This is a genomic window from Labrenzia sp. R5_0, from assembly GCF_017743835.1.
In the GTDB taxonomy this organism is placed as follows: domain Bacteria; phylum Pseudomonadota; class Alphaproteobacteria; order Rhizobiales; family Stappiaceae; genus Roseibium; species Roseibium algicola.
In genome coordinates, this window is sequence record NZ_JAGHRK010000003.1 from 565700 (window position 1) to 586522 (window position 20823).

A 20823-nucleotide genomic window follows, 5' to 3' on the forward strand; every position below is an offset into this window, starting at 1 on the left:
GGAACTCAGATCAGGCCGACAGACTTGCGTACATCCTCGTCGCGCAGCGAGCAATCCACACCACGGTAGGCATCGCCCGCGGGCGTGCACAGCCAGCAAATGGCTTCACCGACCCAACTGGCCGGAATATGCACCGACGGATCCAGCTGGCTGACCGGGTTCAGTCCGGAGGCCTTGATATCGACCTGCATCTGCGTTGCGACCGTGCCCGGGCTGAGGCCGACGATGCGCAGGCCCTTGTCACCGAATTCCTTGTCCGCACAGCGGGTGAGGGAAAGCGCAGCCGCCTTGGAAGCACAGTAATGGCTCCAGCCTTCCAGCGCACTGACCGCAGCTCCCGAGCTGATGTTGACAACGGTACCGGCGCCCTTGGCCAACATATGCGGCGCCACGGCACGCAGGCCGTAGTAGACGCCCTTCACATTGATATCGATGACCTTGCCCCACTCCGCCGGATCGCTGTCCTCGATCCGGGAAATCGGTTCGATCACGCCGGCATTGTTCACCAGGATGTCGAGGCCACCATAGGTGTCGATGGCCGTCTGTACTGCCTTGACCACCTCGTCATAATCCGCGACGTCGCAAACGACTGCCGTCGCATCGCGGCCTTCCGCGCGGATTTCGCCGGCAATGCGTTCGATATCTGTGCCCGAGCGTGCCGCCAGAAGGACCTTGGCACCATATTTCGCCAGGCTGCGGGCGGCAGCTTCTCCAATGCCTCGGCTCGCGCCCGTCACCAGGGCAACTTGTCCCGACAAATCAAACATGTAACGTTCCCGTTCTGGATGGGCCTTTACGGCCTCTGGACCTGCCGGTATTCGCGGACGTTTGCACAAACGTCGGAATGCGGGCGGGTTCTGACAAATGTTCGAGCGTCCTGCATTCAGCGGAATTCAGGAGGCTCTGGTTGATCGACAGCGGACATTAGTGCGGTCGGCCGTGAGAATAAACAGCTTGTTTGCAACAGCATCGTGCGGCATCTGCACGAATGATCCAGCCAGCGCGCACAGCGTATGCCGGTCAGTTCGCAAGGAAACAGGGGAAGCCGATGGCGGACACGAAGCGGAGTTTGCAGACGATCCTGCGCCAGCTCTATTTTGGCGACACGGTCGGGTCGCGGGCGTTCCGGTATGCGCTTTTGCTGTTCGACCTGGTCACCATCGGCTATTTCATCGTCTCGTCGATGATCGACAAGGACCGCATCCATCATGAGCTGGATTATGCGATCGCCGCGGTTCTTGCGCTCGACTATGTTGCGCGTCTGATCGCCGAAAGACGGCGGACCAAATACCTCTTCAGCTTCACATCGCTTGCTGATCTTGTGGTGATCGTCTCTCTGGTCGCTCCGGCCTTCTTCGAGAATTTCGCCTTCCTGCGCGTTGTGCGCATGCTGCGGCTGATGCGCTCCTATCACCTGCTGAAGGAGCTGCGTCAGGCGTCGAAATGGTTCCGCCGCAACGAGGAGATTTTTCAGTCGGGCATCAACCTGATCGTCTTCATTTTTGTCGTGACGGCCCTCGTCTTCGTGGTCGAGAACGACCGCAACGCCAACATCAACAATTATCTCGACGCGCTCTATTTCACCGTAACCACGCTGACGACAACCGGCTTCGGCGACATCACCATGACCGACAGCGTCGGCCGGCTGATGACGGTGGTGATCATGATCTTCGGCGTCGCCCTGTTCCTGCGACTGGTGCAGACGATCTTCCGCCCGGCAAAGGTCAATCTGTCGTGCCCCGATTGCGGTCTCAACAGGCACGATCCGGATGCGGTGCACTGCAAGCATTGTGGCCGGGTTCTCAATATTCCGACTGAAGGCACATGGGACTAGCCACCTTGCAGGCCTGAAGCCCTCTCGCCGATTTGTGAAGACGAACCGCTGGACAAAAGCCGTCCGGAAGCCATCCTTACCGGCGGAGCGGGGCAATGGTTTTTACCGTGCAAGGAGCACTTCATGTCATTGGCGACAGTTACCGGTTTTTCCAGACGCTTCGGCCTGCTGGCGGGCATCGTGGTTCTGGCTCTGGGCGCGTTCGGCGCACCATCGCAGGCGGCAGGCACCGCGGCCTGCGGCGAGGAAAAACCCTGCGACGTCACGAACGGCGAATATTTCATCCACCTGCCGGAGAACCGGCCGGCCGACAAGCCTCTGGGTGCAATCTTCTTCCTGCATGGCCATCGCGGCAAGGCGATCAACGAAATCCGCAACCAGAGCTTCCGCAAGATGGCGGACGATCTGGGTGTTGCCTTCGTTGCGGTTCAGGGCATGAACGGCACCTGGTCTTTCCCGACAGCGCCGCGCAACCTGCGGAACGAACCGGCGTTCTTCGACAGCGTCCTTCAGGATCTGTCCGACCGCTTCGGCATCGACCGAAGCCGCACCATGCTGTCCGGCTTTTCCTCCGGCGGTTTCATGACCTGGTACATGGCCTGCGAGGATTCCGGCATGTTTGCAGGATATGCGCCGATCGCGGGCGCCTTCTGGGAACCTTTGCCGCAGTCCTGCGTGACGGAGACCCCCTATCTCTTCCACGTGCATGGCACCTCAGACACCGTTGTGCCGCTCGAGGGACGCTGGCTTGGCGGGGGCAAGTGGAAACAGGGGGACGTTTTCAAGAGTTTCGACGTCTGGCGCCGCAAGGACGGTCTCTCTGAAACCGCGCCGAAGACCCATACCGAAGGCAACCTCACCTGTGAAACCTGGCAGCCGAAACACGGCTTCCTGGAGCTCTGCCTCCACGACGGTGGCCACAGCGTGAGCGCCAGCTGGATCAAACGCGCCTGGAACGAGCTTGCCGAGATGAAGGGCTGGACGACCTAGGCAAGAACGAGGCGTGCGCTGAGCCCAGTTGGATTTCAAGGCATGACGATGTGGATGAGGGCACCAAAGATGGTTGGATATTCATAGAGTTGGAAACTGACCTGCCGCAAGAAAACCCTCTCCGTCGTCCTCCCGGGCGAGCACCGCGAGTCCCGGGGCCTACTCGTTTCCAAGACATCAATTGTCTCGCAACCGCTTCTCCTGGCACTTAGGTGCGTTGATCCCGACACTCCCTTTGCCCGGTCTGGGCCATTCCTCTGCCTGCCAGACGTTCTTTTCCGAACGCCCCTCCTTCCCGTTTTCTAACGAGAAAGTGAGGCGGCTTGTCCGGGGGGCTGATGCTGGCTTGTTGACGGCGCCCATCAGCCTGTGGCCTTTACCGGGAAACGTCATTTTGAAGGTGAGCCTTGTCCCAGCCGTCTCCTGCCGCATCCGGCGCCTTGTCCGGCCTTGTTGTCCTCGACCTTTCCCGCATTCTCGCCGGACCGACCTGCACCCAGATCCTGGGCGATCTCGGTGCGGAGGTGATCAAGATCGAACGGCCGGGCCGGGGGGACGACACGCGCGGTTGGGGACCGCCCTTCCTGAAAGATGGTGAGGGCAGGGAGACCGGCGAAAGCGCCTACTACCTTTCCTCCAATCGCAACAAGGCGTCCGTCGCCATTGATCTCGCCAGCCCCGAAGGGCAGCAGCTGATTGCCGATCTGGCGGCAAAGGCCGACATCCTGGTGGAGAACTTCAAGGTCGGTGACCTGAAGCGACGTGGGCTTGACTATGACACGCTGAAGGTCCGCAACCCGCGCCTGATATACTGTTCCATAACCGGCTTCGGACAAACCGGCCCCTACGCGCAGCGGGCAGGATATGATTTCCTGATCCAGGGCATGGGCGGGATCATGTCGCTGACGGGCTTTGCGGATGAGGACGGCGGCACGGAAACCAAATGCGGCGTCGGCATCGCCGACGTCATGTGCGGGATGTATGCGACCGTCTCCATCCTCGCTGCACTCAACCACCGCAACAGCACCGGAGAAGGTCAGTCCATCGATATCTCGCTGCTGGATGCTCAGGTCTCCTGGCTGATCAACCAGGGTGTGGCCTATCTTACCTCCGGCAAGGTGCCGGGCCGCCTCGGCAACGGCCATCCCACCATCGTTCCCTACGAGACGTTTCCGGCAAGCGACCAGTCCTTCATTCTGGCGGTTGGCAATGACAGCCAGTTCGGCAAGTTCTGCAAGGTTGCCGGTGCGCCGGAACTGGCCGAAGATCCGCGTTATGCCAGAAATGCCGACCGGGTGCGCAACCGTGCGGAGCTGGTCCCGAAGATCCGGCGTCTGACAATCGAGAAGGCCGCGGCAGAGTGGATAGCCGAGCTTGAAGCTGAAGGCGTTCCCTGCGGCCCGGTGAACGATCTGGAACAGGTTTTTGCCGACCCGCAGGTGCTGGCACGCCAGATGCGGATCACCCTGCCGCATCCACTTGGCGGCGAAGTCGACCTGATCGGCTCGCCCATCAACCTGGAAAAGACGCCGGTTGCCTACCGCAGCGCGCCACCGCTTGTGGGAGCGGATACTGCGGATGTTCTGACCCGGCTGCTCGGACTTGGTACAGACACCCTTTCCGATCTTGCCGGCAGAGGCATTCTCGACCTCGGCCCAACCCCGCCAGACACGGCGACTGAAGGACACAGCAGCAAATGACCACCGGTGCGGATATCATTGCAGGCAAACTTCACGCGGCAGGCTGCCGTCACGCCTTCGGCATTCCGGGCGGCGAGGTGCTTGCCCTCATGCAGGCGCTGGACGAGGCAGGCCTCAACTTCGTGCTGGTGAAGCACGAGAACGCGGGTGGCTTCATGGCCGAAGGCGGCTGGCATGCCGACGGCGCGCCAGGCGTGCTTCTGGCAACGCTCGGGCCGGGAGCGGCCAATGCGGTCAACGTCGTTGCCAATGCCTGGCAGGACCGGGTGCCGCTGATCTTCCTCACCGGGTGTGTCGACCACGGAGAGGCGGAAAGCTACACCCACCAGGTGTTCGATCATCAACAGTTGCTGCGCCCCATCGTCAAGGCCAGCTTCTCTGCTCGCCTGGGGGCGCTGGACGTGATGATGGAAAAGGCACTGGCCATTGCGCTCGACGGCCAGCCTGGCCCGGTGCACATCGACGTACCGATCCGTGTTGCCGAGGGGCACACACAGGAAGCCTGGAGCCGTGTGTTCCAGTCTTCACCGGTCGCAACCGCACCGGTGCCCGGCCCGGATCTCGACACTGCGCTGGACCTTTTCAGAAAGGCCGAACGGCCGATTGCGATCGCCGGTGTCGATGCCGTCAACGAGGCAGCTTCGGCTGCAATTTCCGAATTCTGCGAAGCGTTTCAAATCCCCCTTGTCACCAGCTACAAGGGCAAGGGCCTGCTTGACGAAAACAATCCGCTTGCCCTTGGCGGAGCCGGCCTCTCACCCAAGGCCGATGGCCTGCTGCTGCCGCTCATCAACAAGAGCGACTGCATTTTGCTGCTCGGCTACGACCCCATCGAGATGCGCATCAACTGGCGCAATCCGTGGGATGCCGACGCGCCTGTGGTCGACATCACCCCGGTGCTGCGCACCCATGGCATGCACAGTGTACGGTCAACGCTGCGCAGCGCAGTGCAGCCGGCGCTTGATCTATTGGGCGCCGCGCGCCAGCCGGCAAAGCCCTCCTGGCCGGAAGGAGAGCCCGCCGCCGTCCGGGCCGAGCTGGACAAGGCCTTCGCACCGGAAGCGTCCGGCTGGGGCCCGGGCACGGTCTTCCACACGCTGCGCGCGGCCTTGCCGGCCGACACGGTGGCAACTGCCGACAGCGGTGCTCACCGCATTCTTGTCAGCCAGATCTGGCGCTGTCCGATGCCTCGCCAGATGCTGCAGTCTTCCGCGCTCTGCACCATGGGCTGCGCCGTGCCGCTGGCCATGGGCCACCGCGTGGTTGAAGGGGCATCCCCGGTAATTGCCTTTGTTGGCGACGCAGGTCTGGAAATGTGCCTGGGTGAACTTTCCACCCTGCGTGACCTCAAGATCCCCGTCATCATCTGTGTGCTGGTCGACACAAGCCTGTCGCTGATCGAACTCAAGCAGCGCTCCAGCCAACGCCCGAATGTGGGGGTCGATTTCGGCGAAACCGACTTCCCGGCCGTCGCCAGGGCCTATGGCGGCCACGGGGTGTGGGTGGAGGATGCAGAAACTTTGCACCGTGAGGCTGAGGACGCGCTCACCCGCGAAGGTTTCACCCTGCTGGCCTGCCGGATTGAGCGGCGGGCATATGATGGGACGTTTTAGAGAGGGCTAGACCCAGCTGAGTTTTGCGCAATGTCTCTGGACGTCACGATTTGATCAGCCAGCGGAAGGCATCCCGGAGAAAGGCCTGGCCGTTTTCGGACACCGGGGTGCCGTGCGCAATCAGAACCTTCTTGCTGGGCCAGTCCAGAATTTGCCGCACGGCAAACCGGGCGGCATCCCGGTTCGTGAAAGCGAGCCGGAATTTCCGGGGAACGGAAGGCGTTTGCCTTGTCATCAGGTCGAGGCGGGCTACCAGGGCACGCCATCCCTTGAACCAGCCCGGTGAAAACTGCTGCAGCAGATCCGCGAAGATAGCCGTGCCGCTGGCCCGGTGGAACAGTACGGCTTCGCAGGTAATCCGGTTTCCTGGAACCACCACGACATCAATCTCCGCCTGCCAGCCGGGCACCGTGATGCCGGCGAGCTCGCCAGCGAAGACAAGATCAGGTCGCTTTTTTCGCAGACCCGGTGGTGCGAGAATTTCGGCGTCGGGATAGGCCTGCTGCCATTCGGCAAGGAAGGTGTCATGCAGACTGTTCGGCGGAACGATATAGCGGACCGTGCCGAGCGCATCGACGGCAGAACCGAGCTCCGGAGAAAAGGCAACGGGCGACCAGACGACTAACCCTTCGCTGGAAAGGCGGATGATCGCCATGCGCGTGGGATAGTGAAATCCGGCAGCGGCTCTCACTGTCGGGCCTTCCGCAATCCAGATTTCCGGTCCGAATTCCTCGAGCATCGCCTGGCTCCATTATTTACACGAGTATAAAATTACACTAGAGTATAAAAATGACAAGTCTGAAACGCACCGAGCGCTCGCGCGCACTCATTCTCGATGCTGCGGAAATCGCGTTTCGCGAACTTGGGTTCGAAGGGGCTACGGTTCATGTGATTGCCGAGCGCGCAGGGCTGACGCGCAAGACCGTCTATAATCTCTTCGGGTCGAAGGAAGACATTGCTCTCAGCCTCATAGCGCGGGTGGAAGCCCGAGACACAGACTATCGTGACCGCATGGCCGAGGGGCAGCATGCGGTAACGTTGCTCGAAGCGGTGTTGATAGACAGTGCCCATTGGTGCATGGCCAACCCCGCAGTGGCGCGGCTTGCACTGGTGCCGGTTCAAAGACCTTCCCTCGAGCCACCGTCAGACCGCCCCTCGTTTCAGGGGCTCGTGCGGGACATCCTGGCTCTCGGCCAGGCCCAGGGGTTGATCCGCAAGGATGAAGGACCGGAATTCATGGCCCTGATCGTGCTGGGTGTCTATGGACAAGCCATGCTGAACGGTTTGCAGGCTGGCGTGGTTCCAGAGGCAGACATTCGCAAGATTGTGCGTCTTGTGGTGGAAGGCATTGGCGGAATGACTGCCTGATGCATCCATGTGTAGCGACGCTGCCATTATTACCTAGTTCGCCAGCCTTCAAGACGTTTTGAATTTTAATCAGTCTGGCAAGAAACCCTTAACCATCGAGCCTGAAACCGCCTGCCAAGCATTGTTACCCACTATCGGTGGTCGTGGGTGTCACACAATTTCCCCTATTCGCTGTGTCTGATTCACTTTCTGTGGGATGAGGAGTGATTGATGACGGAGAAGCGTGCCAGAACTGGCTACCCCTCTTTGGTGGTGGCCATATGTGGTTTTGTTGCACTTGGAGGTGTGATCGCGGTCCTCAGTGCCTGGTCTTTCGTCGGCCAGCGGCTGAAGGAAAGCCGCGACGCTGCACTTGCGGAAGCCGTCTCGGTCAGGGCCAGGGGTGTAGGGCTGGATTTTGCCCGGGAACTTCACCAGGATTGGCGCAATCTTCGGCTTGTTGCGGTTGAGATGACAGGGCGCGGCGAGCCTGCCGTCAGAACAGCATTGGATCTGATCGTCGCCGAAAAGGAGCGTATCTCCTGGGCCGGTCTTGCGTCGGTCGATGGAAAGGTCCTGACGGCCTCATCCGGCATGCTGGAAGGGGCTGATGTTTCCTCGCGCCCCTGGTTCACGAATGGACTTGGAGGAGATTTCGCCGGGGATGTTCATCCAGCCGTTCTTCTGGCGGAGCTGCTGCCACCCATTGGAAACGAGCCGAGGCGCTTTCTCGATATGGCAACGCCTGTAACGGATGAATTCGGGTCGGTCGAAGGGGTGTTGGCCTTCCATATCAATCACCACTGGGTCGAGCAGTATCTGTCTGAAACCGCCCATTCCATGGGGCTGGATGTCTATGTGATCGACCGGACAGGGAACATTGTTGCACGAACAGATGGCCTTTCCGAGCCGATCGACAAGCTGCAGAGTTTTCGGTCCGCAATGACCGGTGCCCGGCAAACCGGGGTGGAGAAATGGCCGGATGGCGCAACTTACTTCACGACAGTGATCCCGGTGCTCGGCTATGCGGACCTGCCCGCATTCGGCTGGAGCATGATCGCGCGCATCAACAACACTGCGCACCCCATCGGCGAATTTACGAGCCTTTTCATCGTCTACTTCGTGACCCTCGGCATCGTCCTTGCCGCTCTTACGGCCTTGTTCATCCTGATTTTCGTTCGACCTTTTCGCAAACTGGCAAAAACCGCCAGGGCAGTCATGCGCGGTGAGGACATCTATCCCTATGAAGCAAGGACCACGGCGGAAGCGAGCGTCCTGAGCGCGGCTGTTGCGCGGTTACAAAACAAGATGCAGCCGTAAGATCTTGTGCTGTCAGCGTTGTGGCGCTGACAGTCTTTGTGCAAGGTCGCCAAGCAACGCGCGGTAACGCGTTTTGGTTACGCCAGGGGCTTCTCCCGTGGTGTAGAAGCGGCGTAGCAGGGCTTCATGCTGTTCCGGTTGCGGCTCCAGCAGGAGGCGGGCGCCGTCGTCGTCCGGCATCGTCACAATGGCATTGACGATGCCAACACCGTCGATTTCGATCCGGACCGGGGTATCGTCGTGTATGGCCGCACCTCGGATCCTCACGGAGTTCTGCGTCAATCCCACGATCCAGACCCGGGTTCTGCCAGTGTCTGAATGAAGAATGGCTCGTTCGGGTTTGTCCTGGAAATGGATCTCGCGCCTGGGAAGTTCCACGCAGACTATCATCGTCACGCCGAGGACAATCAGGTTGTAGAACGTCCAGAACATGATCACGAGCTTGCCATCGCCCGCGTCATTATACGCAAAGTGGTCGGAGATGATGCCGAGCAGCAAGCCGATAATGGTCAGCAGGAAGAATGCACCGAAGAGGGCAATCAAGCGCCACTGAACGACCACCCGGCTTCTGTCGCCGCCTTTTGCGGTCACCGAGAAGGGATGTCCCTTCGGAAAGAACAGTCCCGTGAAGGCGGCCCTGGTAATCGGCACTGCGCCGAGCAGCTGGCTGATGTCGTTGACGATCGGAACGACCAGGCCTCCGGACACAAAGTTCAAGGTGATCAGGATCCAGAGGTAATAGGTGCCGAAATAGCGCAGCACTTCCTGCAAGGTCGCATCGACGACCATGATGTTGAAGTACCAGTAGAGCAGCGGGTAGACGAGGATTGCGATCCGGAACGGAAAGTTCGTCGTCCAGTAAAGCACGCTGTCGATCACGCTCCATCGGTCGGCAAGCCCCAAGCGATTGTCGGAAAAGGGGCCGAACCGGCTGCGGGCGATCTGCATCATGCCGAGACACCATCTGGCGCGCTGGCTGATGTATTCCTTGAGACCTTCCGGTGCGAGGCCTTCGGAAAGAGCTTCATTCAGGTAGACCGTGTTATAACCGGCGTCCTTCAGGCAAAGCGTCAGAAGGAAATCTTCGGTGATGCTTTCCGTCGAAAACCATCCGATCTTCTGAAGCGCGGTCCAGCGGATGACGGAAGAGGTTCCGCAACAAAAGGCAATGCCCCAGGCATCGCGCGACGGCTGCAGGTAGTCGAAGAAAAAGCGCTGTTCGTCCGGATAGGACCGGCTGAGGCCGAGATTGTGCTGGATCGGATCCGAGTTGAAGAAATGTTGCGGCGTTTGAACCAGTCCAACCTTTTCATCCTTGAGAAGAGCGACCGTTCTTTTCAGGAAATTGCTGTGTGGAACGAAGTCTGCATCGAGGACGGCAATGAAGCTGGGCGCTGTATCTTCTTCGGCCATTTGGCGAAGCGCATGGTTCATGTTGCCTGCCTTGGCCCCCGTGTTTTCGGGCCGGCTGACATATGTAACCCCTTGCGTAACACAGTAGTCCTTCAGCCAGTCGCGCCTGCTGTCATCAAGCACATGGACGCTGAAGTCCGGATAATCGAGGGCAAGTGCTCCAACGATCGTCCGTTCCAGAACGTCCCGCTCTTCGTTGTAGGTGGGAATGAGAACCGCCACCTTTGGAGCGGGCTCCGGTTCCCACCAGTCTTGCTGTCGGTCCGCCTCCTGCTTGCGGTCGCGGTGCCTCGACAGGATGAGAAACGCACTCAGCGAAGACAGGCACGCTGCGCATTCGATCGCGAAGAAGGACCAGCTTGCGAGGCAGTCGAAGGTCAGATCCAGCGGTGCAAGCGTGTAGGCGGCGCGCCAATACAGATATCGCGCTGTCAGTACGGCGCAGACTGTAAAGAGCAGGGCTCTGTGCCAGGTTTTTTCCCGGGACAGAAGCAAAGGAACAAGCATTCCAAGCGCCAGCACCAGGTTGAGCTGCACGATACTGGAAACGGTGTCGCTTAGGTAAAGGACCGGAAACATCTCAGAGCCAGAGCGTGCGCAGGAAATCGAGAGGTCTTGCTTCGAAGAAAACCCGGCCCGTTCTCCCGATCGCACAGGCGAGTGCCGGATCTTCGCGGATTGCGGGTACGACAAGCGTCACGTCGAAGCGCTGCAGGTGTCTTTCGCTGGGCGCAACGGCAAGGTTTCGGTAAATCGTCTCTGCCCCGGAACCGGCCAGACGCGTGATCGTACCCTCCAGAACCTTCTGGTCGTTGCTCACGCGAAACTTGGCAAGGTCTCCGATCTTGAGGCGGTTATAGACGGATTCCGCGACACTCAAGGTGATGATCGTGGAGGTGCAATTCACCAGGCGCATCAATGGCTCGCCTCGTTCAACCGTCTCGCCGTTTGCCGTCAGCACTTCCCAAACGGTTCCGTCGACGTTCGAAATGAGTTTCGAGGAGGCTAGCCGGTTCACTCTCAGCCGCTCGACATTGATGCGATTGTCCAACGCCTTTGCCTTTTCCTTTTCCGCATTGAGCAAGGCCTGGTTTTCGGACTGGTCCAGTGTCAGTTCCGAAATGCGTTGTTCGGAGTAAGGGGCATCATTGTAACCATCGCCCAGAAACGTTCCGTCTTGAGCCGCCTGCAGTTCGATCTCGACAACGGCCGCCCGCTGGCGCGCACTTTCCAGATCCTGCGCTGCAACCCTTTGCGTCGCTCTGATCCGTTCGAAGGAGGCCGAAGCCTCCAGGCCGCGATCTGTCAGCTGTTTGGAGCGCTGGAAAGCTGCCTCCGCCTCATCCCCCCTGGCTTCGGCGGCACCGATTTCGAAGGTCAAGGCACGCAGCTCCGCTTGAAGCTGCAGGATCCGCTGCTGCTGATAGCGCTCCGATCTCGCCTGCAAATCGCTGACGGACTGTTCGATCGCGGCTATCACGCTCGACAGTCGGTCGACCTCGGCTGAAGCAAACGCCTTTTCGCGGATCATGTCGTTGAGGTAGATGTTGTCGACAAGGGGATCATCGATCGACCCCAGTTGTTCGCCCTCTGCAACAGACGATCCGAGCAGCCGGTGCTCCAGCGTCAGTTGTCCGGCTGTCGGCGCCCGTACCGTTGTGAGCCTTGCATTGATAACCGCATCTGCGCTGGTGCCTGACAACTGCTCCCCTGCAATCACAAACCCGGCGGCGACGATGACCAGGCCTGCAAGCAACAATCTCAGAATCCGCATCTGACCTCTCAAATGAGTCTGTCGAGAATGAATGCCCCCAGCGCAAACTCCCGTATCGCGTGAAGCGTGTAAAGGGAGCTTCTTTGCATTAGTTAATATCCCGGGCCTGTGGAAAGAATGCCAATCTATTCAATCGACAAGGAGACTTAGGCGAATTCGATCAAAGGTTGTGGAGGGAGGGAAATCGAAGCACTCCTGCATCCCGTGGCGCAGGGGCGAGGCGCGTCCTGATCCCGAAGGACAGTTTCGCAGATCCTTCAAGCCGACCTGACTTCACAGGTTTTCTGGCAATTGCAGCGGTTTAAGACGCAGGGCAGTTCAAGCGTCAATTCATTGAGTATCGACTTCTTGTAATCAGCCCGCCCGTGCGGCGTTCCAATCCGCAAGGTGCCGCAGGATTGGCACCAGGGCGAGGCCATCGCGTGTCAATGAATAGCCGGTTGCAACATGTGCCGATCGGGACACCAACCCATCTTTTTCAAGTTCGCGCATCGCTCGAACGAGCACACGACGGCTTGCAAATTCAAGGCGGCGCTGAATGTCCGGTAGGCCGCTATCCTTCTCGGACAGCACAATCAGGATCGACGCTTTCCACTGTCCGCTCACGGTCTGGAGGCCGGCTGCAAGATCACACCATCCGTGGAGGTTCCCTCGGTTTCGCTCCTGGATCGTCGACCAGGTCCGGCGGGCTGTGTCAAAATTGTCAGACTGGTCCATGCGCGGGAAACTCCGATAGGTGTCTCCCGAAACATGGAGACCACGCGATGTCAGTACAAGTTTTCACCGGATTTCATCACTCTGCGATCCGCTCCCCGGACCTTCAGCGTTCCGTTTCCTTTTATGAGGAAATCGGTTTCCATCAGGTGCACGACTGGAGACTGCCGAGCTATGGCATCGATCGCGCGATAATGATGCAGGCACCCGACAGGAAAAGCTGGATCGAATTGTTCGACCTGAAGGCCGAGATCCCGATGCAAGGTGTTGGTGCGCAACAGGGGCAAAAGGTTTCGACAGGTGCGCTCGCACACCTCTGCTTGAGCGTGACGGATCTTGATCAGGCTTGCGTGCGGATTGTCGAAGCCGGTGCGAGGCATCTGTACGGTCCGGAAGCACTGACACTGGGCCAACCCGAAGTGCGGGTTCGCAACGCAATCTTTGAAGGGCCGGCTGGCGAGATCATCGAACTCTTGCAGCCGGTCCGCTTCCCTGGCGACCAGCCGGCCTAGGGAAAATCAGAAATTTCCACGACAGCATTTTGCCCCGCGCGTGTGGACAGCGGGTCCGCCGCAGTTGACCCCCATGATGGTTCCGGCAATCCTTCATCCTGACGCGGGGATTTTCGCTGCGGTGAGGGGGAGATGTGCATGAGCCGGGAACGCATCACGGAAACAATCGCCTGGCAGTCGGCCGATCCGCATCTGACCGGCAATTTTGCGCCAATCGGCAGCGAGATCGATGCGGAGGGGCTGGAAGTGATCTCCGGGCGCATTCCGGAAGATCTGCTGGGAACATATATCCGCAACGGCCCCAACCCTCGCTATGAGCCCGTCTCCTACAATTATCCGCTGGAAGGCGACGGCATGTTGCACGCGATCCGCTTTGAAGGCGGAAAGGCGAGCTACCGCAATCGCTATGTGCGCACCCGCGGTTTCGAGATCGAGCATCAGGCAGGTCACGCGGTCTTCGGCGGCGTGATGACGCCGCGCCCTGTTGATCCTGCCTTGCTGGGGCCGGAGGACGATCCGGACAATCCTTTCAAGGCGTCCGCCTTCATTGGCGTGATGCAGCACGGCGGCCAGTTGCTCGCCCTTGGCGAGTGCGAACCGGCCTGGGAGATCGGCCCGGATCTGGAAACGCGCGGCCCCTGGACGGCAGGCACCGATGCGCCGATCCTTATGGGGGCACACAACAGGGTTCATCCGGTTACCGGCGATCTCTATGCCCTCAGTTACGACTTCGCCTCGCCCACGGTCACGCTGCATCACGTTGGCCGCGACGGCAAGCTGCGCCGAAGCTTCGACATTACCCTGGCAGCACCGAGCATGATCCACGACTTCGTGCTGACCGAGCGCCATCTGGTGCTGCTGATCGGCCCGCTGGTTTTCGACATGGAAGCGATGATGTCCGGCGGATCCATGCTGCAATGGAAGCCGGAGATGGGAACGCGCATTGCCGTGCAACCGCTGGATGGTGGTGCTGTGACCTGGTACGAGGCCGAGCCGTTTTTCGTCTTCCACTTTGCCAACGGTTTCGAGCGCGGCAGCGACATCGTCATCGACTATGTGCGTCACCAGAAACTCTATCTTGGGTATGGCGAACCCAACACCCAGCCGCCGACACTTCAGCGCCTGGTGCTGGACACGGGAACGGGCCGGGTGCGTGAGCAGGCCTGGTTCGACAAGGTGGCGGAGTTCCCGAGGATCGATGACCGCAGGAATGCGCTTGCTGCACGCTATGTCTATTCCCCGACCCTGACCGACACGTTAACCGGCGGAAACGGCGCATCAGCGACATTCAACTGCCTGTTGCGGATCGATACGGAAACCGGGGACGTCAGCGCTCATGACTTCGGCAACCGCATTGCCGGTGAAGCTGTGTTCATTCCGCGTGGTGAGGCCGAAACCGCCGGCTGGCTGGCAACCTATCTCTATGATCCCGAAACGCAGACGAGTGAATTCGTGCTCCTGGACGCTGACGGGGTCGGCGATGAACCGGTCGTCCGACTGCGTTTGCCACAACGGGTGCCGCAGGGCCTGCACGGAACCTGGGTCCCGGGCTAGGCGCGCGCGTCGAGGCCTGTTAATCCCGCCCCTTGTCCCAGGCCTTGAGCTGGTCTACGGCCCGTTTGGGGCCAAGGGTCAAGCGGTAGAAGTCGAAAAGACCCGGACGCACCGAGGCGAAAAAGTAATTGAAGTGAAGCGCAAAGAAGCGAAAGCGCAGGTAGCGGAACCTCTTTGCGGTCATTCGGTCTGGAATGCACACGCTGTACCTTCTGGGTTCCGGCAATGTCTCGCCCGATTTGTTCTGCTGCGCATAACGCGCCACGGGCGTGGTGCGGCCACCGCAGAGCGGGTCATGCGGACCGTAAAGATCTGTCCAGTCGACACCGGACCGTGCCACCGCCGTCATGGCATCACCAAAGCCGTCTTGCGCCCCGAACCCGCCGAGGCAATCGAACGCCGGTCCCATCGTGACAAAAGAGAAGCCGCCTGGGCGTCGAACGATGTCCGGCTGCCGGCGCAGGACAGCTGCAAGAATGTAGATCGCCACGAACGTTCCACAGCTGTGCGACACGAACACCAGGTCGGTATCTTCGTCCGCTTCTGCGGCCGCGGCAACGATGAGGTCGGCGCTTTCTTCGATACGGGCGAGCATTTCGGGGTGGTTGTTCCGGGCAAGCCGGGCCATGAAGTGCCAGCTGTTGACCAGGTACCGGAAGTAGGACTTGGGTTCCAGCCAGGTCATGAGGAGGTAAACCGCGAGCATCCACGCCGCGCTGCCTCCCAGCAACACGGACCAGGCGATTTCTTCGGCATGGCCTTGCCGAACCGCCGCGCCCACATTGCGCAGAATGACCGGTGCCAGAAGAATGGGTGGCAGCAGGCTGGCAAGGAAATAGAGAAGAAGTCCAACGGGGGGATAAAGACAGAAGACCCCATGTGCCCAGTTGCTTTTCAATGCAGCCCGATATCCGCCCGCCTGGGCGATCATCATGAAGGACCGGATGGCATCTGCAATCGTGCGTGGCCAGGAGCGTCGAAAATCGGCCTTGATGACGTCCCGCCAGCCAAGCTGCACAAACGTTGTCTCGACACGGCTGTCCGGCCAGTCGACATGCCCGCTCCAACTGGCCGTGGTGCCGCCAGGATCAAGACCTTCGCTGAGCTGGGAAAGGGCACCGTTCACCTTCCGGATCTTCAGGAAGGTTTCGAACTCCTTGCGGAGCAACGGGAAGCAGTAGCGGGCCGGACGCAAATCATAGCCAGGAAAATAGATCACCAGTCGGTTCAGGCGGTTCTTTATTTTTCTCTCCTGACAATACTGCTCGTTTAGCCGGTCTTTGCGAGCCGGCTATTATTCTTGTTCGGACAGGCTCCATCGACTTCCCCAGCCTGCGGATCCAGCATGCACCAAACGACATGGAGGCGGCACCTGGCAAGGTCTGTTCCCCTCTTTGCCCACTGGACTTTCGTTTCGCCGTCATTATGCTGCACCTGCGAAAAGAAACCCCGGGCGGGAAACGGGGTCGCGGGAGGATGAAACAGATGATCATCTGCCGGACGAAGGCGGAGATGCGCGAAGCCGTGCGAGGCTGGAAACGCGCGGGTGAAACCGTCGGGGTGGTGCCGACAATGGGCTATCTGCATGAGGGCCATCTCGGCCTCGTGCGCATGGCGCGGCAAAAGGCAGACCGCGTGGTTGCCACCATTTTCGTCAACCCCACCCAGTTTGGCGCCAATGAGGATCTGTCGACCTATCCGCGTGATGAAGCGCGTGATCTGGCGCTTCTGGAGGCGGAAGGCACCGACGCCGTGTTTCTGCCGAGCGTTGAGGAAATGTACGGCGCCGGCGGAGATACCTTCGTCGAGGTTCCGGGCCTCTCCGCCATTTTGCAGGGCGCTCTCAGGCCCGGTCATTTCCGGGGTGTCTCTACGGTCGTCACCAAGCTCTTCAACATTGTCACGCCGGATTTCGCCGTTTTCGGCGAGAAGGACTATCAGCAGCTCACCTTGATCCGGCAGATGGTCCGTGATCTCGACATGCCGCTGGAAATCGTGCCGCACAAGACGGTGCGTGAGGCAGATGGGCTCGCGATGTCGTCACGCAACGTTCGCCTGACGGCGGCGCACCGGGCCGACGCTGTTCAACTCAGCCGGTCGCTCAGCGTTGCGGAGGAACTCGCGAAATCGGCCCCGGCAATTTCGGTGCTGGAAGCTGCTGTCCGCAAAAGCCTTGGGGAAGCGCCCTCGGGAAAGGTGGAAAGCGTCGACATTCGCGATGCGGAAACCCTTGAAGAGCTATCCGGCATGCTTGACCGCCCGGCCGTGGTGCTGCTGGCCGTGCGCTTCGGCACCGTTCTCCTGATCGACCAGCGGGTGATTGCACCCGCCGCCTGATAATCCGTCTCAAGCCCCTTATCGAAAGGACGCCGCATGAGCACCCAAAAACCTGTTCGCCGCATCACTGCTCCGCAGATCACCCGCCGCAAGGGCGGAGACCCCATCGTCTCGCTGACCTCCTATCACGCGCATACGGCGGCCATCGTCGACAAATACGCCGATTTCATCCTGGTGGGCGACAGCCTCGGCATGGTCATGCACGGCATGGAATCCACCGTCGGTGTCTCGCTGGAACTGATGATCATGCATGGCAAGGCCGTGGTGCGCGGCACCAGCCGGGCGCTGGTAGTGGTCGATATGCCGTTTGGCACCTATGAGGAAAGCCCATCGGTGGCCTTCCGCAACGCTGCCCGCGTGATGAAGGAAACCCAGTGCGGGGCCGTAAAGCTTGAAGGCGGCGCCCGCATGGCCGAAACCATCCGCTTCCTGAGCGAGCGGGGCATTCCGGTGATGGCCCACATCGGTCTGACGCCGCAATCGGTCAACGTCATGGGCGGTTTCAAGACGCAAGGGCGCGACGAGGACAGCTGGGCCAGCCACGAGGAAGATGCAAGAGCCGTTGCCGAGGCGGGGGCTTTCGCGCTGGTTCTGGAAGGTATGGTCGAGCCGCTGGCGGCGAGGATCACCAAACAGATCGCGATACCGACCATCGGCATCGGAGCGTCCGCGGAGTGCGACGGTCAGATCCTGGTGCTGGAGGACATGCTCGGCCTTAATCCGACGCCCCCGAAATTCGTCAAGGTCTATGGCAATCTCGGTGGCCAGATCGAGGCAGCGGTGAAAGCCTATTCGGAAGAGGTCAAGGACCGCAGCTTCCCCGGTGAGAGCGAGGTTTACCGGTAGAGGCCAGTTTCTCACCTCTCGGCTTGTCATCCCGGTCACAGTGAAACGGAGATTCGGGATCGTGGCGCCCGTGCCTTGTCTTGTGAACGCGTGCCCGTGTCGTCCGCCGGTGGCTCTCCGATCCTGGCTCGGGCTGACACTTGGCTGGGATGACGATGGAAAGGTTTGTTTTCCGGCGCTATCCGATGGAATGAAATTAACGCCCGATTTCCGGCTGCAATGAATTCTCGCCGGGCGTAAGGTCGGGTCATGCTTATGACCCGACCCAGTTTCGACACGCTCTACGAAGCGCTTCTGAACCGTGATCCCTCCTACGACGGGCGTGTTTTTGTCTGTGTAGCTTCTACCGGAATTTTCTGCCGGCTGACCTGCCCGGCGCGCAAGCCGAAGCGGGAGAACTGCACCTTCCATGACACCGTGTCCGAATGTTTTGACGCCGGCTTCCGCCCTTGCAAGCGCTGCCGTCCAACCACGCCGGAGGCCACTGCCGACCCGGTGGTGAAGCCGTTGATCGAGGCACTGGAAAAGCGTCCATCCTACCGCTGGGGTGAACCGGATCTCGTGCGCATGGGGTTCGACCCTTCAACGGTGCGCCGGGCCTTCAAGCGGCATTTCGGCATGACCTTTCTGGAAATGGCGCGCCAGCGGCGCCTGCAGGAAGGGTTCTCGACGCTAGCCGACGGCGGCAAGGTGATCGATGCGCAGATCACGGCCGGGTTCGACTCGCCGAGCGCGTTTCGCGAAGCCTTCGCCAGGATTCTCGGCCAGTCTCCCGGGGTCTTTTCCGCCAAGCCCCTGCTTTTCGCCGACTGGGTGGCATCGCCGCTCGGTCCGCTGATTGCCGTCACCGACAGGACCCAGCTGCATCTGTTGGAATTTCTCGACCGAAAGGCCTTTCCGACAGAGTTCAGGAAGCTGCAGACCTACGCCAAGGGTGAGATCGGCTTTGGGCGAACGGAGGTCACCGACCAGATCCAGGGAGAACTCGATCGTTTCTTTGCCGGAACCGGCGGTCAATTCCAGACAAGGCTTGCCCTTCACGGTTCTGCCTTCACGCGGGATGTCTGGCGCGAACTGCTGACCATTCCGCCTGGCGAGACACGCAGCTATTCCGAACTGGCAAGGGCGCTGGGGAGGCCGGAAGCTGTGCGAGCGGTTGCCCGGGCCAATGGCGCCAACCAACTGGCTCTCGTCGTGCCGTGCCACCGAGTCATCGGGGCGGACGGCTCCCTCACCGGGTATGGTGGGGGGCTCTGGCGCAAGCAACGCCTGATCGAACTGGAGCAGAGCTACCGGCAGACCCCTGCTGCTTGACGGTGCTTGCCTTGCCCTCGTTTTGGTTCGGCGTGTTAGCGGTCGAAGCGGACTGGCACCTGCATGTTCATGCGCGCAACGCGAATATCACCCGGAAACTTTGGCATGGGCGAAGCCCTGCGCACCATGTCGAGCGCGGCCTGGTCCAGCACCGGGTGCCCGGAAGACCGGGTCACGCGAATGCCGGAAACAGCGCCGTTGGATGAAATCGTGAAGCCGACACTCACCGTTCCCTCCAGTCTCTGACGTTTCGCTTCACGGGGATAACGTTTTGCGCGGCGCAGTTTGGCCACCACCTTGCCCTGATAATTGGACGTTGCTTTGGTGCCGCCATCCTTGGTACGGGCATCCGCCCGGCCATTGGTGTTGGATTTCGCGCTCTGGCTGGTGACGCGTTCACCACCCTTTCGGGCGCTGGTTTCCGCACCCTTCCTCTGCGCTTTCACAACCTTCTTGGGTTTTTCCTGCTCTTCGACCTTGGGAGCTTCCGCATTTCGCACTGGCGGCTTGGGCTTGCGGTTCGGTGTCTGCGTGACCTCGGCCAGCGGATCGGCAACTGGCTGTTGCACTTCGGTTTGCGTGTCCACCGGCTGAACTGTTTCAACCGGTGCGGCTGGCTCCACCCGTGCAACTTCGACAGGTTTTTGCTCCGGTGCCGGCTCGACTGGGTCGACCGGCTTGACCGGTTCCGGTGTGACACTGCCCTGCAACGTTTCTGATACCGTCGCCACCTCCGGCGTTGTCGCCGGCGCTTTCACCGGATCCAATGAAGTAACGCCTGCGACCATCGGAACGGACGGAACAGGTTCTGAAGCTGGCGTGTCAGGCACTGCCTCGGCGACGGCCGGGCTTGGCTGCACTTCTACCGGTTTCACCGGCGTGCTGGACCGCACCTCGGGCTTTGCGGTGTTCACCTGTACTTCTTCGATTGGCTTTACGTCCGGCTTCACGTCTTCGACAGGCTGAGGATCGGCTACGGCATCCACTTGTGCTCCGGCTACAAGATCCTCGATGGACCCGATCACCGAAACGCCGCCGCCTTCAGAAGCTGCAATGGAGATCTCATTCGGATCTTTCGCGAAAAAGGCAGCGCCGGTGCCGTGCAGCACCAGAGAAAGGATGGCCCCGGCAGCCAGGAAACGCGCGAAACTCACTTCGAGCCTCTTCTTGTTATGAGCACGATGTCGGTGCGTCCGGCATCCTTCAGCTCGCGTAGCACCTTTTCCAGGGCGTCCGCCTTCAGCGTGCCGTCCGCAGCCACCTTGATCGGACCGTCTGTGCCGCCTGGCTCTTCCTGCTGCGCAAGCCAGTCGGCAACGCCGACTTCGGCCTCTCCGGCAAAGGTGCGGCCTTGCGGGTCAACAATAAGTGCGCCGGTGGACCGGATGGTCTCGTCTTCCAGTATGTTCAGCGGCGGTTCGATTTTCCTGGCATCGTCCCGGGCAACCGACCCTGCAAACAGGAAGAAGATCAGCATCAGGAAAACGACGTTGATCAGCGGAATGGTGTTTTCCGGCGGTTCGCGGCGCTGTGGGGATTTCATGCGCATGAGGTC

At 60.3% G+C, this 20823-nt stretch carries 19 protein-coding genes; 11 read left to right on the forward strand and 8 right to left on the reverse strand.

Annotation, left to right across the window (positions count from 1 at the left end; translation table 11 throughout):
* Positions 1-5: 5 nt before the first annotated feature.
* Positions 6-767, reverse strand: a complete 762-nt coding sequence (locus tag J7447_RS17985) for an SDR family oxidoreductase (RefSeq protein ID WP_022999646.1) — start codon at positions 765-767, stop codon at positions 6-8.
* Between the two features lie 281 nt (positions 768-1048).
* Between J7447_RS17985 and J7447_RS17990 the strand changes: the two genes are divergently transcribed.
* From J7447_RS17990 to J7447_RS18005, 4 genes are all read left to right on the forward strand, one after another.
* The gene (locus J7447_RS17990; RefSeq protein ID WP_209170491.1) at positions 1049-1834 is read left to right on the forward strand and encodes an ion transporter; all 786 of its coding nucleotides are present in this window, start codon (positions 1049-1051) and stop codon (positions 1832-1834) included.
* Positions 1835-1957: 123 nt separating this feature from the next.
* Positions 1958-2824 (forward strand): hypothetical protein, encoded by an 867-nt coding sequence (locus J7447_RS17995; RefSeq protein ID WP_209170492.1) that lies wholly within the window; start codon positions 1958-1960, stop codon positions 2822-2824.
* A 407-nt stretch (positions 2825-3231) separates the two neighbouring features.
* The gene (locus J7447_RS18000; RefSeq protein ID WP_209170493.1) at positions 3232-4524 is read left to right on the forward strand and encodes a CoA transferase; all 1293 of its coding nucleotides are present in this window, start codon (positions 3232-3234) and stop codon (positions 4522-4524) included.
* Complete coding sequence (locus J7447_RS18005) at positions 4521-6137, forward strand: thiamine pyrophosphate-binding protein (RefSeq protein ID WP_022999650.1); 1617 nt, start codon at positions 4521-4523, stop codon at positions 6135-6137. Before J7447_RS18000 ends, J7447_RS18005 begins: the two co-directional genes overlap by 4 nt.
* Positions 6138-6180: 43 nt before the next feature.
* On the opposite strand, the gene J7447_RS18010 is transcribed toward J7447_RS18005, so the two are convergent.
* A complete protein-coding gene (locus tag J7447_RS18010) occupies positions 6181-6876 on the reverse strand; it encodes a DUF4336 domain-containing protein (RefSeq protein ID WP_209170494.1) in 696 nt (231 codons plus the stop codon).
* A gap of 50 nt (positions 6877-6926) precedes the next feature.
* On the opposite strand from J7447_RS18010, the gene J7447_RS18015 reads away from it, so the two are divergent.
* The gene (locus tag J7447_RS18015) at positions 6927-7505 is read left to right on the forward strand and encodes a TetR/AcrR family transcriptional regulator (RefSeq protein ID WP_209170495.1); all 579 of its coding nucleotides are present in this window, start codon (positions 6927-6929) and stop codon (positions 7503-7505) included.
* 210 nt (positions 7506-7715) lie between these two features.
* A complete protein-coding gene (locus J7447_RS18020) occupies positions 7716-8804 on the forward strand; it encodes a cache domain-containing protein (protein ID WP_168686447.1) in 1089 nt (362 codons plus the stop codon).
* 12 nt (positions 8805-8816) lie between these two features.
* On the opposite strand, the gene J7447_RS18025 is transcribed toward J7447_RS18020, so the two are convergent.
* The 3 genes from J7447_RS18025 to J7447_RS18035 form a co-directional block, all read right to left on the reverse strand.
* A complete protein-coding gene (locus J7447_RS18025) occupies positions 8817-10796 on the reverse strand; it encodes a cellulose synthase catalytic subunit (RefSeq protein ID WP_209170496.1) in 1980 nt (659 codons plus the stop codon).
* A gap of 1 nt (position 10797) precedes the next feature.
* On the reverse strand, positions 10798-11991 hold the full coding sequence (locus J7447_RS18030) for an HlyD family efflux transporter periplasmic adaptor subunit (protein WP_209170497.1): 1194 nt from the start codon (positions 11989-11991) through the stop codon (positions 10798-10800).
* Positions 11992-12345: 354 nt separating this feature from the next.
* Positions 12346-12708, reverse strand: a complete 363-nt coding sequence (locus J7447_RS18035) for a helix-turn-helix domain-containing protein (RefSeq protein ID WP_152504761.1) — start codon at positions 12706-12708, stop codon at positions 12346-12348.
* A gap of 47 nt (positions 12709-12755) precedes the next feature.
* Here J7447_RS18035 and J7447_RS18040 point away from each other — a divergent pair, with 47 nt between their 5' ends.
* The gene (locus tag J7447_RS18040; RefSeq protein WP_209170498.1) at positions 12756-13217 is read left to right on the forward strand and encodes a VOC family protein; all 462 of its coding nucleotides are present in this window, start codon (positions 12756-12758) and stop codon (positions 13215-13217) included.
* Positions 13218-13355: 138 nt separating this feature from the next.
* Positions 13356-14771 (forward strand): carotenoid oxygenase family protein, encoded by a 1416-nt coding sequence (locus J7447_RS18045; RefSeq protein ID WP_209170499.1) that lies wholly within the window; start codon positions 13356-13358, stop codon positions 14769-14771.
* Positions 14772-14790: 19 nt separating this feature from the next.
* Here the strand turns inward: J7447_RS18045 and J7447_RS18050 are convergent, their stop codons facing one another.
* The gene (locus J7447_RS18050; RefSeq protein ID WP_209170500.1) at positions 14791-15990 is read right to left on the reverse strand and encodes a hypothetical protein; all 1200 of its coding nucleotides are present in this window, start codon (positions 15988-15990) and stop codon (positions 14791-14793) included.
* A 266-nt stretch (positions 15991-16256) separates the two neighbouring features.
* On the opposite strand from J7447_RS18050, the gene panC reads away from it, so the two are divergent.
* From panC to J7447_RS18065, 3 genes are all read left to right on the forward strand, one after another.
* Positions 16257-17108: a pantoate--beta-alanine ligase gene (gene panC / locus J7447_RS18055; RefSeq protein WP_209170671.1), complete on the forward strand. Its 852-nt coding sequence runs from the start codon at positions 16257-16259 to the stop codon at positions 17106-17108.
* A 36-nt stretch (positions 17109-17144) separates the two neighbouring features.
* Positions 17145-17954 (forward strand): 3-methyl-2-oxobutanoate hydroxymethyltransferase, encoded by an 810-nt coding sequence (gene panB / locus J7447_RS18060; protein ID WP_022999661.1) that lies wholly within the window; start codon positions 17145-17147, stop codon positions 17952-17954.
* A gap of 249 nt (positions 17955-18203) precedes the next feature.
* Positions 18204-19268: a trifunctional transcriptional activator/DNA repair protein Ada/methylated-DNA--[protein]-cysteine S-methyltransferase gene (locus J7447_RS18065; protein ID WP_152504756.1), complete on the forward strand. Its 1065-nt coding sequence runs from the start codon at positions 18204-18206 to the stop codon at positions 19266-19268.
* Positions 19269-19303: 35 nt separating this feature from the next.
* Here J7447_RS18065 and J7447_RS18070 read toward each other — a convergent pair whose 3' ends face one another.
* Positions 19304-20422 carry an energy transducer TonB gene (locus J7447_RS18070; RefSeq protein WP_209170501.1) on the reverse strand — a complete coding sequence of 373 codons (1119 nt, stop codon included), beginning with the start codon at positions 20420-20422 and terminating at the stop codon, positions 19304-19306.
* Complete coding sequence (locus tag J7447_RS18075) at positions 20419-20817, reverse strand: biopolymer transporter ExbD (RefSeq protein ID WP_075284450.1); 399 nt, start codon at positions 20815-20817, stop codon at positions 20419-20421. The genes J7447_RS18070 and J7447_RS18075 overlap by 4 nt, the downstream gene beginning before the upstream one ends.
* Positions 20818-20823 lie beyond the last annotated feature (6 nt).

Bases quoted from the DNA above. Each gene is read 5' to 3' on its own strand.
- J7447_RS18010 (WP_209170494.1), bottom strand. From the start codon at position 6,876: ATGCTCGAGGAATTCGGACCGGAAATCTGGATTGCGGAAGGCCCGACA.
- J7447_RS17985 (WP_022999646.1), bottom strand. From the start codon at position 767: ATGTTTGATTTGTCGGGACAAGTTGCCCTGGTGACGGGCGCGAGCCGA.
- J7447_RS18075 (WP_075284450.1), bottom strand. From the start codon at position 20,817: ATGCGCATGAAATCCCCACAGCGCCGCGAACCGCCGGAAAACACCATT.
- J7447_RS18015 (WP_209170495.1), top strand. From the start codon at position 6,927: ATGACAAGTCTGAAACGCACCGAGCGCTCGCGCGCACTCATTCTCGAT.
- J7447_RS18035 (WP_152504761.1), bottom strand. From the start codon at position 12,708: ATGGACCAGTCTGACAATTTTGACACAGCCCGCCGGACCTGGTCGACG.
- panB (WP_022999661.1), top strand. From the start codon at position 17,145: ATGAGCACCCAAAAACCTGTTCGCCGCATCACTGCTCCGCAGATCACC.
- J7447_RS17990 (WP_209170491.1), top strand. From the start codon at position 1,049: ATGGCGGACACGAAGCGGAGTTTGCAGACGATCCTGCGCCAGCTCTAT.
- J7447_RS18025 (WP_209170496.1), bottom strand. From the start codon at position 10,796: ATGTTTCCGGTCCTTTACCTAAGCGACACCGTTTCCAGTATCGTGCAG.
- J7447_RS18005 (WP_022999650.1), top strand. From the start codon at position 4,521: ATGACCACCGGTGCGGATATCATTGCAGGCAAACTTCACGCGGCAGGC.
- J7447_RS18045 (WP_209170499.1), top strand. From the start codon at position 13,356: ATGAGCCGGGAACGCATCACGGAAACAATCGCCTGGCAGTCGGCCGAT.
- J7447_RS18030 (WP_209170497.1), bottom strand. From the start codon at position 11,991: ATGCGGATTCTGAGATTGTTGCTTGCAGGCCTGGTCATCGTCGCCGCC.
- J7447_RS18065 (WP_152504756.1), top strand. From the start codon at position 18,204: ATGCTTATGACCCGACCCAGTTTCGACACGCTCTACGAAGCGCTTCTG.
- J7447_RS18040 (WP_209170498.1), top strand. From the start codon at position 12,756: ATGTCAGTACAAGTTTTCACCGGATTTCATCACTCTGCGATCCGCTCC.
- J7447_RS17995 (WP_209170492.1), top strand. From the start codon at position 1,958: ATGTCATTGGCGACAGTTACCGGTTTTTCCAGACGCTTCGGCCTGCTG.
- J7447_RS18020 (WP_168686447.1), top strand. From the start codon at position 7,716: ATGACGGAGAAGCGTGCCAGAACTGGCTACCCCTCTTTGGTGGTGGCC.
- panC (WP_209170671.1), top strand. From the start codon at position 16,257: ATGATCATCTGCCGGACGAAGGCGGAGATGCGCGAAGCCGTGCGAGGC.